The sequence below is a fragment of the Pseudoalteromonas haloplanktis ATCC 14393 genome, from assembly GCF_000238355.1.
In the GTDB taxonomy this organism is placed as follows: domain Bacteria; phylum Pseudomonadota; class Gammaproteobacteria; order Enterobacterales; family Alteromonadaceae; genus Pseudoalteromonas; species Pseudoalteromonas haloplanktis.
In genome coordinates, this window is record NZ_AHCA01000006.1 from 280,475 (window position 1) to 299,072 (window position 18,598).

At 38.0% G+C, this 18,598-nt stretch carries 14 protein-coding genes and 1 other RNA gene; 10 read left to right on the forward strand and 5 right to left on the reverse strand.

Going from position 1 to position 18,598, the window contains the following annotated elements; all coding sequences use genetic code 11:
- Positions 1 to 83: 83 nt before the first annotated feature.
- Entirely contained in the window at positions 84 to 986 is a 903-nt protein-coding gene (locus PHAL_RS0113405) for a DMT family transporter (RefSeq protein WP_016708934.1), read from the forward strand.
- A gap of 29 nt (positions 987 to 1,015) precedes the next feature.
- Here PHAL_RS0113405 and PHAL_RS0113410 read toward each other — a convergent pair whose 3' ends face one another.
- Positions 1,016 to 1,891: a flagellar protein MotY gene (locus PHAL_RS0113410; RefSeq protein ID WP_029216154.1), complete on the reverse strand. Its 876-nt coding sequence runs from the start codon at positions 1,889 to 1,891 to the stop codon at positions 1,016 to 1,018.
- A 223-nt stretch (positions 1,892 to 2,114) separates the two neighbouring features.
- Here PHAL_RS0113410 and rnt point away from each other — a divergent pair, with 223 nt between their 5' ends.
- From rnt to PHAL_RS0113420, 3 genes are all read left to right on the forward strand, one after another.
- Complete coding sequence (rnt, locus tag PHAL_RS0113415; RefSeq protein WP_016708936.1) at positions 2,115 to 2,807, forward strand: ribonuclease T; 693 nt, start codon at positions 2,115 to 2,117, stop codon at positions 2,805 to 2,807.
- A gap of 269 nt (positions 2,808 to 3,076) precedes the next feature.
- Positions 3,077 to 3,433, forward strand: a transfer-messenger RNA (tmRNA) gene (ssrA, locus tag PHAL_RS23890).
- A 549-nt stretch (positions 3,434 to 3,982) separates the two neighbouring features.
- Positions 3,983 to 5,434, forward strand: coding sequence for a hypothetical protein (locus tag PHAL_RS0113420; RefSeq protein ID WP_016708937.1), 1,452 nt, complete (start codon positions 3,983 to 3,985; stop codon positions 5,432 to 5,434).
- Positions 5,435 to 5,847: 413 nt separating this feature from the next.
- Here the strand turns inward: PHAL_RS0113420 and PHAL_RS0113425 are convergent, their stop codons facing one another.
- Positions 5,848 to 6,999: a tyrosine-type recombinase/integrase gene (locus PHAL_RS0113425; protein ID WP_016708938.1), complete on the reverse strand. Its 1,152-nt coding sequence runs from the start codon at positions 6,997 to 6,999 to the stop codon at positions 5,848 to 5,850.
- Positions 7,000 to 7,934: 935 nt separating this feature from the next.
- On the opposite strand from PHAL_RS0113425, the gene PHAL_RS0113435 reads away from it, so the two are divergent.
- The 3 genes from PHAL_RS0113435 (at position 7,935) to PHAL_RS0113445 (ending at position 10,409) form a co-directional block, all read left to right on the forward strand.
- Positions 7,935 to 8,327: a hypothetical protein gene (locus PHAL_RS0113435; RefSeq protein WP_016708940.1), complete on the forward strand. Its 393-nt coding sequence runs from the start codon at positions 7,935 to 7,937 to the stop codon at positions 8,325 to 8,327.
- 130 nt (positions 8,328 to 8,457) lie between these two features.
- Positions 8,458 to 8,742 carry a hypothetical protein gene (locus PHAL_RS0113440; protein ID WP_016708941.1) on the forward strand — a complete coding sequence of 95 codons (285 nt, stop codon included), beginning with the start codon at positions 8,458 to 8,460 and terminating at the stop codon, positions 8,740 to 8,742.
- Positions 8,743 to 9,452: 710 nt separating this feature from the next.
- Positions 9,453 to 10,409: a replication initiation protein gene (locus PHAL_RS0113445; RefSeq protein WP_016708942.1), complete on the forward strand. Its 957-nt coding sequence runs from the start codon at positions 9,453 to 9,455 to the stop codon at positions 10,407 to 10,409.
- 30 nt (positions 10,410 to 10,439) lie between these two features.
- Here PHAL_RS0113445 and PHAL_RS0113450 read toward each other — a convergent pair whose 3' ends face one another.
- From PHAL_RS0113450 to PHAL_RS0113460, 3 genes are all read right to left on the reverse strand, one after another.
- Positions 10,440 to 11,318 carry a hypothetical protein gene (locus tag PHAL_RS0113450; protein ID WP_016708943.1) on the reverse strand — a complete coding sequence of 293 codons (879 nt, stop codon included), beginning with the start codon at positions 11,316 to 11,318 and terminating at the stop codon, positions 10,440 to 10,442.
- Positions 11,319 to 12,408: 1,090 nt separating this feature from the next.
- Positions 12,409 to 13,182 (reverse strand): hypothetical protein, encoded by a 774-nt coding sequence (locus tag PHAL_RS0113455; RefSeq protein ID WP_016708944.1) that lies wholly within the window; start codon positions 13,180 to 13,182, stop codon positions 12,409 to 12,411.
- On the reverse strand, positions 13,179 to 14,018 hold the full coding sequence (locus tag PHAL_RS0113460; RefSeq protein WP_016708945.1) for a hypothetical protein: 840 nt from the start codon (positions 14,016 to 14,018) through the stop codon (positions 13,179 to 13,181). Before PHAL_RS0113460 ends, PHAL_RS0113455 begins: the two co-directional genes overlap by 4 nt.
- Positions 14,019 to 14,602: 584 nt before the next feature.
- Here PHAL_RS0113460 and PHAL_RS0113470 point away from each other — a divergent pair.
- The 3 genes from PHAL_RS0113470 (at position 14,603) to PHAL_RS0113480 (ending at position 18,597) form a co-directional block, all read left to right on the forward strand.
- Positions 14,603 to 14,941, forward strand: coding sequence for a hypothetical protein (locus tag PHAL_RS0113470; protein WP_016708947.1), 339 nt, complete (start codon positions 14,603 to 14,605; stop codon positions 14,939 to 14,941).
- 246 nt (positions 14,942 to 15,187) lie between these two features.
- Positions 15,188 to 17,239 carry a type I restriction-modification system subunit M gene (locus PHAL_RS0113475; RefSeq protein WP_016708948.1) on the forward strand — a complete coding sequence of 684 codons (2,052 nt, stop codon included), beginning with the start codon at positions 15,188 to 15,190 and terminating at the stop codon, positions 17,237 to 17,239.
- Positions 17,236 to 18,597 carry a restriction endonuclease subunit S gene (locus PHAL_RS0113480; RefSeq protein WP_138973954.1) on the forward strand — a complete coding sequence of 454 codons (1,362 nt, stop codon included), beginning with the start codon at positions 17,236 to 17,238 and terminating at the stop codon, positions 18,595 to 18,597. Before PHAL_RS0113475 ends, PHAL_RS0113480 begins: the two co-directional genes overlap by 4 nt.
- Position 18,598: the final 1 nt, after the last annotated feature.

Consider the following 18,598-nt stretch of genomic DNA (forward strand, 5'->3'; position numbering starts at 1 on the left):
TTTTTTACTAACCGCGATTTCAAAGCGGTTAGTGTTGTATTCCTTCCTCTTTGTTATTGCCGCCTTGCTAAAGGAATAAGCGTGTGAGCGTCAAAGTATCGTATTTTTTAATGGTGTTAATTTGGTCAACAACCCCGCTGGGCATTGTTTGGAGCAGTGAGTCGGTCTCGCCTACACTTGCCGTGTTATTGCGTATGTCGATAGGTTTAGTATTAGCGGCATTGGTTGTCGCAATAGCGAATATTCGTATTCCTTGGCATCGTCGCGCGTGTTTTTTGTATGGCTATTCGAGTATAGGTATTTATGGCGGCATGCTATTGAGTTACATGGCTGCTAAAACGGTTCCTTCAGGGCTTATCTCTTTAATGTTTGGTTTGGCGCCTATTCTATCGGGGCTATTAGCACAGCGACTGCTGAATGAGCCTAAATTTAGTGCATTGAAGCTAATTGCCTTGGCGTTTGCATTGTTGGGGCTATTTTTGGTCAGTGAAAAACACATGCAAGGCTCATTAATGCAATTGCATGGTTTGCTCTACGTATTCATGGCTGTGTGTTTTTTTAGTTTGAGCGGCGTAATGATCAAACGAGTAAAAATTGCAATTCACCCAATGGCAACTACATTTGGCGCATTAGTATTTGTAACTCCGCTATTTTTTATTACTTGGTGGCTGGTCGATGGCGAGCTTAACAGCAATGCGTGGAGTGCCAAATCGTTATGGTCAATTGGCTATTTAGGCGTATTTGGTTCACTTATTGGGGCATTGGCTTATTTTCATGTGTTACAAAAACTACCGGCAAGTACCGTTGCTTTAACGACCTTGATCACCCCCAGCTTTGCAATAGGCTTAGGTGCCTGGCTGAATAATGAAGCGATTGATCGGCAGTTGTTAGTCGGCGCGAGTATTATTTTATTGAGTTTAGCTGTATTTCAGTTTGGTGATGGTTGGATAATGAAAAGGGCGAAGTGTAGCAAACTTACCCATTGATCTTATAAAAATGTAGCCTGAAGTGTTAGCTACATTTTTTCTATTTGGATCACTAAGCGACGGTTTTTATTGCGCCCTAATATATTGTCATTAGTTGCTACATGGCGTTTTTCACCAAAACCTTCAGTTTCAACTTTATTTTCATCAATACCTAGGCTCACCATGTATTCTTTAATTGCTAGAGCTCGTTTTTTAGAAAGCTCTAAGTTATTCCAGCGTCCGCCGTAGCTATCGGTGTATGACGCGATTGAAATCGCGGCAATACTGGTGTCGTATTTTAAGTATTCGGCTATTTTATCTAAGCGTTGCTGCGATGATTTAGTTAACTTACTAGTATTAGGTTGATAATTCATTACTGTGAATGAAATATCTTCAAAACTGTATGGCAACAAGGCATCACGGCATTGTAGAAATGCCCAGTAGGCTTGTTTAAAGTTAATACTCGATAAGCCTACGGCAATTTTATCGGCACTATTTTGCCAGTCTTGGTAATAAAATGTTGGTTGATAGCCTTTTTCCAGCTCAGTCAACATTTCCCATGCGGTATGATTACCAAGTTCACCGTCAAACTTGCGAAGTAATTTCATATTAGCAAGATCGCGGGCAGGTAAGCCCGCTCGCCAAGGTGGTGGCACCGCTTTTAAACCAGCAATACTATAATTATCAGGGCGTACAACCATATCTAAGTTAAATAATACGTCTTTGTTTTTACTGGCAGTGGCACTAAAAATAGCTTCGCCGTAATAGGGAACTTCATGATTTAACTGACATTGTAAACGAGTTGTTGTTACCACTTGCCATTGGGAGTTGTCTGCTGTGGCCGTGTATTGGCGCATAGCACCATTGGCGCTATAAGGTAATAGACCAATTACAGTGAGGCTTATAGATAACAATGATAACTTCACCACGAAATTCTCCAACAGGGTTTACTCTAATCAAACGAAGCATAGCCAATTAATTGACGAGCTAAGCACTAAAAATATTTAGTAACTGCAATTGTGACGCTAATTTAAATGAAAGCAATTTATATGCCTACAATTTATAAAATAATTAATCCTGAAATGGCCTAGCCTAAAGGGCATCAACTTTGTCATAATAACCAGCTAATACTTGCAAACCTAGAATACTATGGCAAATACTGAACAAACTCTTTTCGCAAAACGCTTTCGTGGCTTTTTTCCGGTGGTTATTGATGTTGAAACAGCGGGCTTTAATAAAGCAACCGATGCGCTGTTAGAAATTGCGGTGTCAGTATTAAAAATGGACGAGGATGGCTTACTCAGTATCGATCATACCGTACACTTTCATGTTGAGCCTTTTGAGGGGGCAAACATTGAGCAAGCAGCCATTGATTTTAATGGTATAGATCCTTTTTCACCACTGCGTGGCGCAGTTTCTGAAGAGGAAGCGATCAAAGAAATATGCAAATTAGTCCGCAAAGCACAAAAAGCAGCAGGTTGTCAGCGCTCAGTGGTTGTTGCGCATAATGCAGCATTTGATCATGGCTTTTTAAATGCAGCCATTGAGCGTAATAATATCAAGCGCACACCATTTCATCCTTTTGTGAGCTTTGATACCACTTCTTTAGCGGGGCTAGCACTTGGCCAAACAGTACTGGCAAAGGCATGCCGTGCTGCAGGTATTGAATTTGACAACAAGCAAGCCCATTCAGCACTATATGATACAGAACGTACAGCAGAGCTATATTGTTTAATCGTAAATCGTTGGCAGCAATTGGGAGGCTGGCCGTTAGCCGAAGAAGTGCCAGAAGATGAGCAAAATGCCGAAACTGAAAGCTTTGCCGCTAACACCACTGAGTAATTTTAACGCAAGGGAGCTTTATCGGTATGGGTTAGCTGATCAGCTCTGAGCTCACACTATAATGCTTGTAGTTATTTGCATACTCCGTTTGGCGTCCACCCAAGTAATTGTTTATAAATCATACGTGGTACTTGGTGAAATGAACATTCAGTTGTGTATTAAATCTGCAAACGATTGTTAAGATAAAAATAAAGCATAGATCAGCCTTGAGTATCAGCACGTTACTCGGTTATACTGCCTGCACGCTCTGAATGAGTTTAACTAATTCAGGGGCTGATTAGGATTCGACGGAATTCATGAAGCCCAAGGTGCATGTCGAGGTGCGGTTTGCCTCGTAAAAAAGCCGCAATTTAAAGTAATCGCAAACGACGATAACTACTCTCTAGCAGCTTAGGCTGGCTAGCGCTCCTTCCAAGTATTCTTGTGGACTGGATTTTGGAGTGTCACCCTAACACCTGATCGCGACGGAAACCCTGGCTGGGGTTGAAGCGTTAAAACTAAGCAGCCTCGCCTTTATCTATCGTGTTCGTCCGAGATTTAAAGGTTAATTAAATGACGATACTAAACATGTAGTACCGACGGTCGAGGCTTTTCGGACGGGGGTTCAAATCCCCCCAGCTCCACCACTTTAAAACCGCTGTAGCCCAGTAAAATCAATGGCTTCAGCGGTTTTTTTACATCTACAACCCTCTACAACACTCTACAAAATACACAAGCTCTACACATCAGTAAATACGGGCTATTTAGCATAATTGTACATTTTATGTTTTCAGTGCTTTTTCACAAAAATACACAAAAAATACACACGGTTTTTGTGTAAAAAACTATCAGATAAGTGGAAATAATAGGGTTTACTAATGGTTGACCTCATAGCTCTATATGAACATATTGTTTCAAGAACTGCTCCATTGTTCCCAAGTTAAAACCTAAGTGTCTAATTATTATGACGTTTATATCAATTATTAATCCAGCTAATCTTGAAACTTGATAATACTTCGGTATTATACTGCCCGCTGTAGTCAACTGTTAGCAGGTTGTAGCATTTATCAAATTGGGAGGTAAGTTAACATGGAAGTAGTTTATATCTGTTTCCTATTTATCTTTTTCTAAATTGTGCCTGCTGTAACCCCTATTTGACTTAAATTAAAAAAATAAAAATCGGAGATACTTTAATTTTGAATAAACCACTTTTTGCAAGCGCAGTTGCGCTGACTGTACTTGCTGGTTGCAGTTCAACCCCACCTGTAAATGAAAAAGCGTCAGCAGAAATTCAAGCAAAGATAGAGCAGATTAAACTGAATGGCACATTACTAAGACAACAGGGTCGTTTTGTTATTGCCCCTACTTTGTCTGTTAAAAAAGGTAGTAGTAAAGACAAATTGGCAACTGCGAGTTGGCAATTTAGCGGAAAAACTCTATTCCCCGCATTTCACTCTGGGCGGTTCGAATGCAGTCTTTCCAAAGACGAATGTAAGAAATACGAAGAAATTGACTCTCCCTTTTTAAAGGTAAGTACTACTGACAGTGACTACGGCGATACTTACGAAGAACGTGTAGCCGATGGCAAAAAGCCGGGGATGTCTGCAGCCGAAGTCGGTAACTTAGCTTTGGCCAGTGCAGGAGCTATGCTGATCGCACCAGCATTGGTTGTAGTGGGAACACCATTAGCGCTAATAGGCGGAACGACCAATTTAATTAGTCATGGTTCCGTTTGGAGTCATAATTGGGTCGAGTTTGACCACGATAATTTTTATGAGCAAACCGTTGTGGCTATTCAATCTAGGTATGGTTCGCTGGAAAACTATCTAGACTACATGGTATCAGCCAGCGCTGAATATAGTGCACTAACCCTGCACAACAAAAGTCTCTATGCAGACTTGAATCGACTTAAGGAAGATAAGTCTGCAATGCTCAATCAATACCAGTCTATCGAATTAAAAAGGTTGGAAGCTTACAAATTCGAGATGCCAGCGTACGGTAATATCAAGACAGCAAGCGCGGATATACATTCGCAGATGGAAGTTTACTATGCTAACTCTCAAATAGATCTACAGTCTGAGTTTGGTGAAAAGTTTGTGAAAGCTAAAGCGTTATATGTAAAGAAGCAAGAAGAGGCTTACGCATCGGCAAAAAGTTCCACTGCGATGATGCGCTTCATTAAAAAATACGAAAAACTAGATGAAGCGCAGCTAATCAACCAAGCGAAAAATAAATGGTCTACTTTTGTTAAAAAAGAGCAAAAAGTGGCGTTCGACAACATAAAAACAATTAGTGATGCTAATAACTTTATTGCTACTTACCAAAATATTGACGAAGCGAAGCTTGTAGGTAGTGCACGTGACCTAGTGGCCAAAGCCGAACAGCGTATTCAAAAAGAAAAATTGGAAAAGCGTAAAGCAATTCTAGTTGGACTGGAAAGCTGGCGAAAAGGGCTGAGCGTGGGTGATCAGACTTTCTGTGGAAGAGTAATAGATGAAAAATATCCCATGTTCCAAATCGCTATCAGTCAACCGCTACGAGGCTTCTCAGACACCATTTGGCTGGAAAAAGATAAAGTATTTGAGTCTTGGAGTGGCTGTAACAATAGAAACAATCAGCTAACGCCGATAAGTAACCCGTTGGGGTAATCATTACGGAGTGATTTAAAACAATGTGGGCTTACCAGGTTTCCTATGAACACTTGGTAAGTTACTACATTTATGATGTCAGTCAGCTATCCTTTGGTAAGACTGGACCTCTCATTTAAATAGCATTTCATCTGACATTAAAGCAACCTGATCGAGCACATTACAAGAAAACGGTGGAGCACCTTGAGCAGCGCCAGACTGTTCCCCAGCTATCGCAACAAAAAATGTAAGTGTATAGCTAACTACAATCTGCCTAATAATATAGGTTCTTTACGATTGCTTCCGTCCATTCCCGATAATCTAAACGACCGCTAATGGCACTTCCTGAAGTTTGACTTGGACTAAATAGTCTTTATTAAGGGCTAGGAGGGATCGGCAAAAAGCTTATAAAGCCCCTCTAACTCTGTATTTAACTAAGCATGATGCTCTCTTTCATACTCATCGATAAAATTACCATAATGCTGATAGAGTGTATTGGGTGAAGAGTGACCCAAAAGCTTAGATATCTTCCAGTGATTTACTCCCTCAGAAATCAACTGAGATGCAAACGTATGCCTCATCTGGTAAGGGTAACGGTACTTTACACCGCAAGAGTCGAGTAATTTTTTCCATCTGTGCTTTCTAAACGAATCTTGGTTCCAAACTCTTTGCTGAGAATTTAAAAACAAGTATTCAGAGTCGTGTTTTTTCATTTCTAAAGCTAATAAATCACAAACATCTTCTGAAATAGGAATATTTCTTCGGCCAGCTTTTGTCTTAGTGCCTTTTACAGCACCGTCAACAATTGCATCGAAAATAGATATCTGTTTTGTTTTTAAACATACATCAGTTTTTTTTAGAGCAACCCACTCACTAGAGCGAATGCCTGTATTGAATACTAGGCTCACAATTGCTCGTATTGTCCCTGATGATTTATGTATTATCTTTGCTTTTTCTTGAGGTGTGAATGGATACACATCTTTATGTGCTCCTCTTGAATCTATGTTGTTTATTTTAGGTAAATATTCTTCTATACGAATATTTTGAACAGGGTTTGATTTTATTAATTTATCGATCACAGCTCGAGCTAGACAACAACGTAAAAATGAAATCCGGTTTGATAACGTTTTTCTCGATACAGTTGATTTTTCGATTAGCTTTACAACATCAATGCTTTCTAATTCGGAAATTTTACAATCCCATAGTGTTTTTAATCCGTTTTTTGCTTTCTTATACCCAGCAATCGTTGATTTTTCTAACCCTCTGTCTATCCCCCTTTCAATATATAGGTCCATGTAATCAAGAACTTTTGCGTCGTTTAGGGTAGTTGTAAACAGCTTTACTTTGTTAGATTTAGGAAAATGTTTGGCGTAATCAAAAGTGTTATGCGCTATTTCATTTTTAATTTGGCCCAGAAAAAAGATTGCAGATTTTAGGCCTAGTTTATTTGGGATAAATGGTACTTTTTCTCTACATAAAATACCTTTGTAGGTAAAACACACTTGGAATGATGTGGCTGCACCTTTTGAGTTGTAACGAATTACTACGCCAGTAGGGGGCTTAATTTTTTGAGTTTTTAATAGCATTATAGGGTTAATATTTTAATATTTTAATCTTATATATTTTATCCATAAAATACTGTATTTTAAGGGTTCTTTGCTGCGAAGCTCAGCCCAAAACCCTTTACCTAGTACTTGGTTGTTTGATTTGTGATCATAGAGCCACTTTTTCTTACCCACTCAGAAACTGCCCCTAAATTTATCCATCTTTCACGCATATTTGCTACTACGTAAAAGTGCACACCTTCACACCATATACCTCGTTGAATTCGAGAATCTACGGCTTTTTTTGTGTCACCAGTTAATTCACAATAACGGCTGAGAAGTACTTCATTTAACATTGAAACTCCAGTTCTTTAAAACGTAATTTAGTAAATAGATAAACCTTATTCACCGGCTGAATAAACATATTCGACAAAAATCATTTTTTTTTAAGTCGTTTTTTATAGTTTTTTTTGATTTTTATTTTTTATATAAAAATCAGATGGCTACTTTAGTTTTTTAATGGGTGATAACTGTGAATCAAAAGCAGAACAGATTTCAGGTGATAAGTTTTGCTCGATAAATGAGCAGGTTTTGTAAGGGGAATTATAAGGAGGTAGATAAATAATGAGTATTCATCTGAGGGAGCTCTTATGCATAAAATGAGTGTATATTTAGCTGATTAGGTTAATGTCTGATTAGCACAATTGCGAAATTGAATTACTAATTTTTGACTTTCACTCTATAAACAGCAATACACACTCCGATGGTTAGGATTGTTGCTGGTATTAACCATAGAATCTCATCTGACATTGTGAATCTCCCCAGTTTGTCGTTTTGTATTAAATTAGCCTATTTCTATTCGTTACGCCATTAAAAAATGTAAGTCTTGTAGCGATATAACAGTCTTATCAAAAAACCAATAAATTTGTATTTGATGTTCCTAGTTAGTTCTGAGGCCATAACTAACTAGGAAAAATATGAACGAGAAAAAATCACAATTCATTCGCCAATACGTTCGATCGAGCAAATCTCCGTGGGATGACAGCACAACTATTCTGCTGTTAGCAGATGTAGTTAATGAACAAACAATAGAGTTAAATTTCAATAATTACATCTATCTACATAGGGATAGTGTTGGAAAGGCACTTGGAATTAGCATTTCAAATAGTATGTTAGAAAAAAATCCGAGTTTCGAGAATAGGTATTTAGAAGGGCATGATATGACGCTTTTTTTACTTATCTACATAGAGCAAATAACACAGTTTTGTGAGCACTTCTCTGAGGAGTTTCAGCAAATATTTATGCAAACGCCAACTACATTTTTTGCAGCGGCAGAGAGTGATTGGGTCGATATTATCGATAATGCATAACCCCCTAAGCGAACATTTGTTCGCTTTTTTTATGATATTTTTTCGTAAACCGATTTAAATACCCATGCCTGATTATTACCTAATAATGAGTTATCGATTTTGATAACAAAACACAAGGATAGTGACAAACATGCAAAACACATATGTATCAACATTGGATTTTTTAAATTTATTACACACATTTAGTCGGGTAATCACCGCGAATGACCACCAGATAAACCTATTAGAATTACGCAGTGATAATGCTAATTTAGGTGAGCTTTGGGAGGTTATTGCCCCTGAAATTACAGCGAATAAAGAGCTAAATCAGTATGCTATGCGAAAGTTTACCTACGAGCTGATGCATGCTCTGATTAGCGCCCCGATAGGTCCTGTGGAGCTTCCGTGCGACTTCGAGGATGATGTTTTTTCTTAGGGTTAAATTGTAAAGAATTAGCAGTTGAACCAGGTCTAAATAGTTATTTTCAAAATTAAAATAACAGCCTAACCATATCTCCTGAAATATGCCGTGAATTATTATTTGCTAATTCGCAGCCCCAACTGCAATAGCGTTTAATGGGGCTGATTTTACTCAATCACTGAGTATCAAACCTAGGAGGAAGTCCTGCGCAAATACAGAACTTCATTATGATGACTCAAAAGAGCAGTCATTGTAATCATGTTTGGCAAGGCTTAGAGGTCAAATGCACAAGGGAGGTAGATTTATATCTATCTCCCTTTTGCGTATTTCAGTAAGTCAGTTCACTCAGTGGTTTCATTAAATGATAGTGGTGGGGTAAAAAAATAAACAATTAAAAAAATAATTAATTTATTTTTTAACCGTCAGAAATTAATTCATAAAAAATAAAAAGTGGCAAATGTGCCTTTATTTTTATTTTTCTATTTTAATACTTTTAGAGGGTGTTATCTTATTGAAATTAAATAAAATATTTACTGATTTGGTGGGCGATTTATATGTTTATTGTGGCACTTTATACGAAATGAGTAGGCAATTTATACGGTTTAGGGGGACACTTTTACCGTGAATAAATAAAAATTTTATTTACCAAAATAACTTACCGAAATTTCTTTTATTGGTTGGGTCGCGGTTAGCATAACACCATCAACTAGAAATGAGGTAGAAAAATGAGCAGTAAAAATTCGCCAAAAATTGTTTTCGCCAATAAGCTATTACATGCGGGTTATTCGCTAGAGATTAATGAGCAGCGATTAATAAATCTGGCGCTGTCTAAAATCAATTCAAAAAAATCTAATCCAGGAAAAATTGTGATTTATCCAACGGAATATGCCCAGTGTTTCGGCCTCAGTAAAGGTAGTGTTTATGAGCAGCTGAGTTCAGCTGTAGAGTCACTCAGAGATAAATCTGTAAGTATTTTAGATGATAAAGGTGAAGCTGTTTCAATTCCTTGGGTGAGCAATGCTACATACGAAAAGTTGAAAAATCAGGGCTCGTTTATCACATTGGAGTTTTCAAAAGAAATAGAGCCGTATATTTTTAATATAGAGGGTGATTTCACAGAGTTATATTTTCATAACACAGTAAAATTAAACAGTCTGGCATCATTTCGATTGTACGCACTCCTCAATCGGGTGCGAAATTACCACAATTACAAACGGCAGGGCGCGGTAGTTGTGAATTTTCAATTACCAGAGATGAAACAGAAATTATTTTTATCCGAATCATATGGTGCATGGCGCGATTTTAAGGCTCGCGTACTCTTACCTGCTATTGAAAAAATCAATGCCCACACAGATATCTGCGTAACGTTTAAGCCGCTAAAAGTGGGCAACTGTATCACCGCTATTGAGTTTGCGTACATCACCCAATGCCCTAGTAAAAGTGAACATATAGCAAGGCCGCATCTATTTCGCCGCCCTAAAGTTAAAAAAGGGTCAGCTAAAGAGGGGGAGTGGGCTTGTGAAAACCTCAAGTTATTAAGAACTTATGAGTTGTTAAAGCAGAATCAAAACCCTGCTTTTAGGTTGGCAAAAGTCGATATAAGGCGCTGTATAACGTATGCAAAAATCCTTGGTGACGATGAAACTAAGGTTTTTTACTCCAATCAATTGAATAAAAAATAATCATAACGCCTTGATGTTTATACTACTGCATTACGAGTAAAACATTTTTTCAATTTCAGAACACAGTTTAGTTCGGTATATTATTGAGGCACGCAGCAGCTCAGCATCGCTTTCACTGAGAAGTGGTGCTCGTGTTTTTTTATCAAAGCGTTGGCTCATTTCGCTAAATAACTGTTCGTGAAGTCGTTTTATATCATCAAAAATTTTGACTGATTGAGAGAATAAAAAAACTTTACTGTAATCGCCATTTTTTAACGAAGACAAATATTTTAGCAAAATGGCCTGTCGTGCAGTTTTGTTTTTAAAAGAATGTTCCACCTCAATAGCGGCTATTGAGCCATCAGGAAGTCGCACAGCGCCATCTACCGTTCGTGTATCGGATAGGTTATTAATACGTTTAAATTCAGGCTCGGTAATAAACCCATTCCACATTGGTGCGTACGTTTCATCACTGTGATAATTATGCATACCGCGCAACATGACAAATGCGTTTATAAGGTTGTGTACTACATTATTTTGATTGAACTGCAGTGCAGGATTTTTATACGATCTAAAATGTATGTCGATACCCATCAGCTCCTCAGCAAATTTGGCAGCAGTATAGGTAGGAACATATACGCGCCCATCAGGGCTACGATGGGTTTCTACTACTCTCAAAAAATTGTTTTTTTCTAGCCGGTTTAGATGTTCCAGCGCGAGGCGATGATTAATGCCATATAGCCAACGAACAATCCCTGGTGTAACAATAGAAAACCGAATAGCGATTAGAACGGTTAATCGTGTTCGGTTAACGCCTTTTTGATGATTATTTGCGCCTGCATTATAGCGCATATCAATATCAAAATAGCGAGGGTAGTGAGTATGAAGTGGGTTATTCGTTTCTAAATCTTTTGATGGTTGCTGAGTCAATTCACAAAATCCTTTTGGTGAGTTAATTATTAAAACTAACTAGCACCGCAACACAAAAATTATCATCATTTTATAATTATATTGCCGTTTTTCATTCCGAGATGTTGTGACGGCATGCACGGAATCGTTGTCGCGATAATAATCGCAACAAAAAGCAGCTTTCAGCTGATGGCCTCTCAACTGCGTTGCTCAACCATAGAGTCTAAAACGCCCGCCATCTCTGATGTTGCTCCGCAACGAGCTGACTCAACGCGCTATCGCGCTAGCGTTTAAGACCCTGCGCGAATGCACCGAGCTACGCTCTGTACTAACCGCCATCCTGCCGCGCCTGACAAGGCTGTGAGTTCCTCACTATTCGCCTTTTTCATCTGCTTTTATTTTCTACGAAAATAGATGGTTCGATATCAATTTGTGCCAAATTTTAATCGAATTTCGCTGATGCGAAACACTATCGCGGTTAGTACAGACCAGCCTGTACATTCGCGCTTTCTCCATGTGTTTACGGCTTCGCCTACAACACATTACGCGCTTGTTGGTCTCATTCTGAGACGTTTTTTTTGCAGTTTTTCGTGCCGAAAAATGCGTTCTGAAATACGTCTTTCAGACAAAAAGCGTCTTTAAATTAAATTTAATAATGTATTTTTTAGAAAAGGATAAGTGGGAAGTTTGTACTAAAAATTAAATGGTGGTGAGTTACTTAATTAAAACTTTTTGTTGCTGAGCTTTGCAGTCAAACAAGTTTGTTTTTTATCATGAAATCATTAATATCACAAATAGTATAGTTGAGTTATTGGGTATGATAATGGTGAAAATTTTGCAATATCGGGTTGAAATCATCTACAGCACGATTTCTATTTTAGGGGTAGGCTTTCTGGTAATACAGTATTATGCAACAGATGAATACTTTTGGTTTTTGTGTCTTTCTCTATTCTGCACAAAGGTTGCTATGGGTATTTATGTCTATGAGACGCGTCCTCAGAATAGTGATCCTAGCATCTGTCAAATGTTAATCTGCCTACTGTTTCGATTTTTTTAGTTTATTTGTCCTAAACGCAAAGCGCTCCGAGTTAATTTGGGCGCTTTTTTAGTTTTATAAGTATTTAAGTGCTTTTAAATTGTTCAGGTTTACAAACTTGCGTGGCAAAAGGGACCTTAAAAACACAACTTCTTTATCATTTAATTGAAAAGTTCTACTTTTTATTGGGTACTGAGTTTGTGCTGTTATTTGATTTTCCATTAACTCAACTTTCCAGCTCCTCGTAGAATTGAGTACTACTGAAGAGATGCGGTAAAACTGCGAATTAGTGCCAAATTTTGCAGCGCCATAATGTAACGCCGCCAGTAAATCATCGTTAGATAAGCTAAATTTTTCAACTTGTAAGCCTGATCTACTATAACTTTTAATCTTAATAAGCATGTCTAAGTGTAGGGCAGTAGCAAGTTTTTCAGCAGAGTCACAGTCTATATTAAAAGGTATGTCCTTCCACTTAGTACTATTTCGGTGAGCTCTCAAACTTACTGTGTAATAAGGGGTTGCCGTTGCCAGCCTTAAAATAGTGAAATCTTGCTCTCTCATTAAAGTGTGTACATCGTGAATTTCAACATTTATTAATTTGTAGCCAAGTGCTAACTCAAATGCAGTGTTGCTATTTTCAGGGGTAACGAATATTTGGCCCCACCAGGTAATTGTAATAGAACAGTTCTTTGCCTTAAGTGATTTAAATAAGCCATGTAATAGCACTAAGCTTGGTTTCCAATCTTTTGCCATTACATCTACACCACTAACTGGTGATGGATGATAATCAAGAATTACTCTGCGCTTTTTAGCCTGTTTGATTTCTGATAGTAAAGTTTGAATATTCATACAGACTCACGCTCAGCCATAATCTTTATGCTAAAAGACTGATGTCGCTTACCAACCTTTCCTTGCTTTGTAATGCCTGTACCACTAAATGTAATTTCTTTATCGTAGTAATAAGCATGTTCAAACCGTAAGCTAGCGGTTCTATTTTTAGTGTCAATATGAGTAATTAAGTCACCATAAACCACACCAAAAACACGCTTTATGACTCTTAATACTATTTGCTCAATCTCAAGTTCAAGTCGTTCAGTTTGTACACTTAGCGTGTTCGACTCTTCATTCAAATCAGATAACAGTTCATCACGTTCTGTCGTTAGCATATTGGTGCACTTGTCATCTAAATCTCGAATCGGAGAAACTATATTTTCAAGCTGCCAGTATAGGTCAGAGGTGTTTTCGAACGTCTCTTGTTTAGCTTCCAGTTCACGAATTAAAGATAAAACTAATGGCACACGCTTTTTATCTAATATAACGTTTTTAATAGTTCGCTCAGGTAGTGCTATATCGTCAATATTTATATATGCGGTAATGAAGTGGGGTTCTTTATTTGGGGGTAACAGCCCTGAAAATGCAACTTTTGTACTTGTTACATGTAGGAATGAAGTCATCGAATGATGATACCGATTGGTTAGCCCATAAAACCAATTTACCTCAGTCGTTTTAACAACAACCTCATAAAAATTATTTTCTTCTAGATGCTTAAGAGCCCTACGTACTTCATTAATGAGCCTTTCGGCAAACTCAACTAAGCAATAAGTAGGTAACGTCAATCTATAATGCTCATTCAGCTGTTCTTTATTAAGTAATTGCACCGCTAAACAAATAACTTGATGGGACATAGCTAAACCCTCCAACTTATATAGGTTAGCCTACGATTATGCTATCGCCTTAATAAAGGTGCTTATATCAAAAATGCCCTTAATTCATCCCTTGATTTATTTTTAACCAGCTATATATCTATCTTGCTAATATTCGTTAATTAATTAAGTCAGTGTTCCTTTCCTCATACCTAGGATTTAGTGATGAGGAAAACGGGAAAACATTTTATTAATTTTTTAAAACTGCTCTTATGGCTATTAGTTGTTGAATACAAAATTTCAAATTCTGAAGTTCGTAGTACTTTTACTCTAATAGCTTTAGTTGTATGGAGCGTACTTTCACTTATAAAGCTTTACAGGAGGTCTATAAAAACAGAGAAAAAATTAAACAGGGGGAATAAACGTAAAATGACTTTTGCGGCTATCCTCAGATTAGTAAAACTTGTAATAGAGTTTATTTTATTAAAATAGGGGTTTAGATTGCTTTATATATTTCATATTGCTCTAAACTGATTTATTAATTTTAGAGGAAGGGTAATAACCTTCTAAGATGTAGTTTCATGCAATCACACATCACAACGGATATTTAGCTTATAGATAATTAGATGGATATGGATTTAAATTATAAACTTCAAAAAATGACAGTTGTTTTAGAAAAAGCGTTAGCTATTGCTACACCGCAGGCCCCTAAACAACCTAAATATAGTAAGAACAAAGTCAAAGGTGATCGCTCTTACTACTGCCGTCAAAGTTTAAGCTTTTTTAGATATGCTTATAAAGAAGTTGAGTGCGCTTTGGTATGGATTTTAAATCAATTAATTTTGATAAATTCATTCATAGCTAAATCTGTATTTGATCATAATTATTACAGCCAAAGATTGCACTCGTTCATTTCATGGCGAGCTTTTAGGGTTGATTCTCAGCGCGGACCACCGAATACTTAGTTTTAATTCAACATAACCAACTATATCTTCCTTTTATAAGCCCTAATTCAATACAGTCACTATCAACTGAAAGCTTCCACTGTAATTTCAAAACTCTCTTCCAAGCAACATAATAAAGGTTACAATACCCTTAATAACAGTGCTGCCTTTAGTGCTGGTAAATAATCCTTAAATCTTGCTTAAAAAATAGCATATCTAGTGATATGGTAAGTTAAGTTACGGAAAACAAAATAATAAAGGGTCAAAATGACTAACAACAATTTCTCTTCAACCGCTGCTTTTTTATGGTCAGTAGCTGACTTGCTTCGCGGTGATTTTAAACAATCTCAGTATGGCCGTATAATCCTACCTTTTACACTGTTAAGGCGTTTAGAGTGTGTGCTTGAAGCCACCAAACCTGCCGTGCTTGAAAAGTACGAAACCGTTAAAGCTATGCCAATTGAAGCGCAAGACAAGCTCCTTACTCATGCAGCGCAGTTAAGCTTTTACAATACTTCAAAAATGGACTTAAACCGCCTTGGCGAAACCGATGTAGCCAGTAACCTAGAAAGCTACATTCAGTCGTTTAGCCCTAATGCGCGTGAAATTTTTGAACATTTTGATTTTTTTAACACCCTAGATAAGCTGGCAGAAGCCGACCTACTTTATAAAGTAGCTAAACGCTTTGCTACAACCGACCTACACCCAGATGTTATAAATAACTATGGCATGGGTTTAGTGTTTGAAGAGCTCATTAGGCGCTTTGCTGAAAGCTCTAACGAAACCGCAGGTGAGCACTTTACCCCGCGCGACATTGTACGTTTAACCACGTCTTTAGTATTTACCAATGACGACGATGCGCTTACGCAATCGGGCTTAGTTCGCTCAATTTACGATCCAACAGCTGGTACGGGCGGGTTTTTATCATCGGGTATGGAATACGTATTAGAGCTTAACGATAAAGCATCGCTTTCAGCATTTGGGCAAGAGCTAAACCCAGAGTCATACGCTATATGTAAAGCCGATATGCTTATTAAAGGCCAAAAGGTCGATAATATAAAACTCGGTAATACCTTATCGAACGATCAGCTACGCACCGAAAAGTTTGACTACATGTTATCTAACCCGCCATTTGGTGTGGACTGGAAAAAAATTCAAAAACAAATCAACGATGAACACACCGAAAAAGGCTTTGAAGGCCGCTTTGGTGCAGGTTTACCGCGCGTATCTGACGGCTCGCTACTATTTTTAATGCACTTAGTTAGCAAAATGCGCCCACAACACGAAGGTGGCTCGCGCATTGGTATTATTTTAAATGGCTCACCGTTATTTACCGGTGGTGCAGGTAGTGGTGAGAGCGAAATTCGCCGTTATATACTCGAAAACGACTTGTTAGAAGCCATTGTAGCTCTACCTACGGATATGTTTTATAACACGGGTATATCAACTTATGTTTGGGTACTTTCAAGCCATAAACCTGCTAACCGTAAAGGTAAAGTACAACTTATAAATGCGGCAAAAGAGCGCGCTAAAACAGGTGGCAGAGGCTGCAGTGGTGGTGGCGAGTCAACTGAAGACGTTGAAAATGTGTTCTATGCAGCCATGCGTAAGTCACTCGGTAGCAAACGTAAAGAACTAACAGAAGACGCAATAGAAACCATTGTTAAAACATACGGCCAATTTGTAGAAAACGACTTTAGTAAAATATTCGATTACCAAGAATTTGGTTATCGCCGTATTACTGTAGAGCGCCCATTACAACTGGCCATTTATCCAAAAGGTGAACTACGTATTACTGCTTTAACAACAGATAAAGCATGGGATAAGTTAAACGCGCCTACACAACACACTATTCTTGCAGCGCTTGCCTCACTTAGTAAAAAGTACTTATCTCGCGATGTGTTTTTAAAAGCACTTACTACTGAATTAGAAGCAACGACACCAAGCGTTAAGCTTAGTGCTGCACAGCTCAAGCTGATAGTTAAACACTTAAGTGAACACGATGACGAAGCCGAAATATGCAAAACCAAAGGTAAAATAGAAGCCAACCCCGACTTACGCGATAACGAAAACGTACCTCTTACCGAAAGTGTTGAGGACTACTTTGCGCGTGAAGTACTACCACACGTACCAAACGCGTGGATTGATACTAAAAAAACGGACGAGCAAGATAAGGAAGTGGGTATAGTTGGCTACGAAATCCCATTTAATCGCCACTTTTATGAATATGTGCCACCAAGATCACTAACCGAAATTGATGCGGATTTAGATAAAGTATCGAGCGAGATTATGCAGCTACTTAACGAGGTGCATTCGTGATGGCAGGTCGTTATAAAGCATATGACAAGTTGTCATCAACAAGGGAAGTGATAATAGAAGACTTCCCTGAACATTGGGCTCTTACACGGATTAAATTTAATTCACTTGTTAAAGCAAGGGTAGGCTGGCACGGCCTTAAATCAGATGATTTTACTGAAGTTGGTCCATACTTGGTTACAGGTTCAGATTTTAAAGGTAAATTTATTCAGTGGAAAAATTGTTACCACTGTGATGAAGAGCGATATGAGCAAGATCCTTATATTCAATTAACAAATGGTGATTTGCTTATCACTAAAGATGGAACGATCGGTAAGGTAGCATTAGTCAGTCAGTTAAATGGTAAAGCTACATTGAATAGTGGTGTTTTTGTTGTGCGGCCATTACGTTCAGACTACACAACTAAGTATTATTATTGGTTACTACTTTCTAGAGCATTTACTGATTTTGTAGACTACTACAAAACGGGCAGTACCATCGCCCATTTATATCAAGAAACGTTCGTAAATTTTAAATACCCTTTACCGCTTTACGAAGAACAACAAAAAATAGCCAGCTTCCTCGATCACGAAACTGCTAAAATCGACACCTTAATAGCTAAGCAAGAAAAGCTGATTGAGCTTTTAAAAGAAAAGCGCCAAGCGGTGATTTCTCACGCAGTGACTAAAGGGCTAAACCCCAATGCCCCAATGCGCGACTCAGGCGTAGAATGGTTAGGTGAAGTTCCAGAGCATTGGTTCGTTGTACCGATCAAACGAATGTGTGAGGTCAAAGATGGTACGCACGATACACCAAAGTATTTAGATAAAGGTGAGAACAGCTTCCCTTTGATTACATCAAAAGACTTTGAGGGTAAAAATATATCTTTCGAGAGCGCTAAATACATTAGTAAAGAAGCTCATAGAGAGATAGTTAAGCGCTCAAACACTGAAGTCGGTGACGTGTTAATGTCTATGATTGGGGGGAATATTGGTAAAGCTTTAATCGTAAAAGAAACTGCTGAGTTTTCTATCAAGAATGTCGCTCTGTTCAAAACCACGAGGAAAAGTGCTTTAGCATCTTATATTTTGTATTACTTAGAAAGTGGGTTACTTGATATTCAAATATCTCTTCAAAGTAGAGGTGGTGCGCAAGGCTTTCTATCTTTGGGTGATTTAAGAAACCTAGTATTTTTCAAAGTACCAGAAGATGAATTGAATACGATCGTTGAACATTTAGACTTAAAAATATCTAAGTATGATCGTCTAATCAATATTGCGAGCGATAAGATAGCGCTCCTATCCGAACGCAAAACCGCCCTTATCTCAGCCGCCGTAACGGGTAAAATTGATGTTCGAGATTGGAAGCCGCAAGGAGTTTGAG